Source organism: Streptomyces calidiresistens (assembly GCF_014141525.1).
GTDB lineage: Bacteria > Actinomycetota > Actinomycetes > Streptomycetales > Streptomycetaceae > Streptomyces > Streptomyces calidiresistens.
Genome location: NZ_VKHS01001018.1, coordinates 1 through 1,650 on the forward strand (window position 1 = coordinate 1; position 1,650 = coordinate 1,650).

Below are 1,650 nucleotides of genomic sequence, written 5' to 3' on the forward strand. Positions count from 1 at the left end.
TTCCCGCCCCTTTCTCGCCCCTTTCTCGCCCTCTTCTCGCCCCTCCTCGCCCCTCATCACTCCCTTTCACTCTTCTTCACACCCCTCCGCTCCCCCGTCGTGCCGCTCCGGGGCCGGGAGTTTCACTCTTTCGGGCGATGACGGAAGAGTTCGACGGGCCGGGCCGGGCACGAGCCCCACACTGACCGGGAGGAACGGTGGCGCGACACCCTCCGGTGGCCTCCCGAAGCCCTCCGGGCACCCCGGGGGCCGTACCCTTTCCGTCCCCCACCCGGAGGGACGACCACCGACCTGCACACCCGAACCCCGCCGAGCCCCCGGGCGCACCCCCGCACCCGATCCACCCGCCTCCCCGCGAAACGAGCTCCATCGATGCACCCCACACCCCTCATGACGGCCGCCCTCGACGCCCTGGCCCGCCGACACGGCTTCCCGGTCCGGGACCGGGCGTGGGAGGAGGCGATGGCCGCCATGACCGCCGTCGAATCGCCCCGACACGACCCCGAGTGCACCGACCTCATCAGCACGGTCATCGGACAGGTGATGCGATGGGGCGGCATCGCCACCGATGTCGCCGTCCACCGGGAGGTGCTGCTGCGGCCGAAGCCCGGCGCGCCCTGCGTCCGGGCGGTACCGGACGCCGTCTTCACCGCACGGGAGCTGCGGGTCCTCCGCCAGGCGCCCCCGTGGCTGGAGGGACGCGATGTGCTGATGGTGGTGGAGACGGCCGTCCCCGGTGGGGAGAAGGGGAGATCGCTGCGGCGCAGGGCCTACGCGGAGGCGGGCATCCCCTTCCACCTGCTCATCGAGCGGGAGCGGGCGACGGTGTCGCTGTTCAGTCGGCCGACCCCGCCGTCCACCGCCCCGGACGCGCCGGGGCGGGCCTACACACGGCTGCACGCCGTGCCCGTCGGCCGACCCCTGCCCCTGCCGGCCCCCTTCGGCTTCGACCTCGACACCGGCGATCTCGGCTGAGGGCGTGCCGCCGCACCGACTCCGGCGTCAATCACCACCCCGGTCGCGCACTCGTTCGGGTGGGGATCCCCGTTTTCGCTTCCCCCCTGCCGGGTGCCGGGGGAACACTGGTCGTCGTATCGGAGAGGAGGCACCATGACTGTCATGGCCGCCGACCACCGCGCGCAGACCCGGGACGAGGTCCTCGAGGAGGGCTTCCTGGCGCTCACCGTGCCCGAGGGGTTCAAGGCCGAGCTCATCGAGGGGCGAATCGTCGTGACCCCACCCCCCGACGGCGACCATGAGGACATCATCAGCACCGTGATCCGTCAGGTGCTCACCCACTCCTCCCGGGAGATGGATGTCTCCGGCCACAAAGGGCTCCTCCTCTCACGGGCAGATGCCGGCACGCCCGGCCATCGCTTCGTGCCCGACGCCACCTTCGCTCCACGTGAGGCGCGGGTCTTCCGGGGAGCCCCGCCCTGGATGGAGCCCACCGGCATCACCATGGTCACCGAGGTCACCAGCGGCCGTCCCGACCACGACCGCACCGCCGAACGCCTCGCCTACGCCCGCGCCGCCATCCCCCTGTACCTCCTGATCGACCGCCACCGCGAAACCCTCACCCTCCACACCGACCCCGAACCCCGCACCGGTGACTACATCGGCCGACACACCGTCCCCTTCGGCAAACCC

At 71.9% G+C, this 1,650-nt stretch carries 2 protein-coding genes; both read left to right on the forward strand.

The features are described from left to right. The first annotated feature begins 372 nt into the window (after nt 1–372). Complete coding sequence (locus tag FOE67_RS25075; protein ID WP_182667103.1) at nt 373–975, forward strand: Uma2 family endonuclease; 603 nt, start codon at nt 373–375, stop codon at nt 973–975. Nucleotides 976–1,110: 135 nt separating this feature from the next. Beyond that, nucleotides 1,111–1,650: Uma2 family endonuclease (locus FOE67_RS25080; RefSeq protein WP_182667104.1), on the forward strand; the 540-nt coding region annotated here is incomplete at its 3' end.

What these genes read in the sequence shown, in the direction of transcription:
- FOE67_RS25075 (WP_182667103.1), top strand. Translation starts at nt 373, where the DNA reads ATGCACCCCACACCCCTCATGACGGCCGCCCTCGACGCCCTGGCCCGC.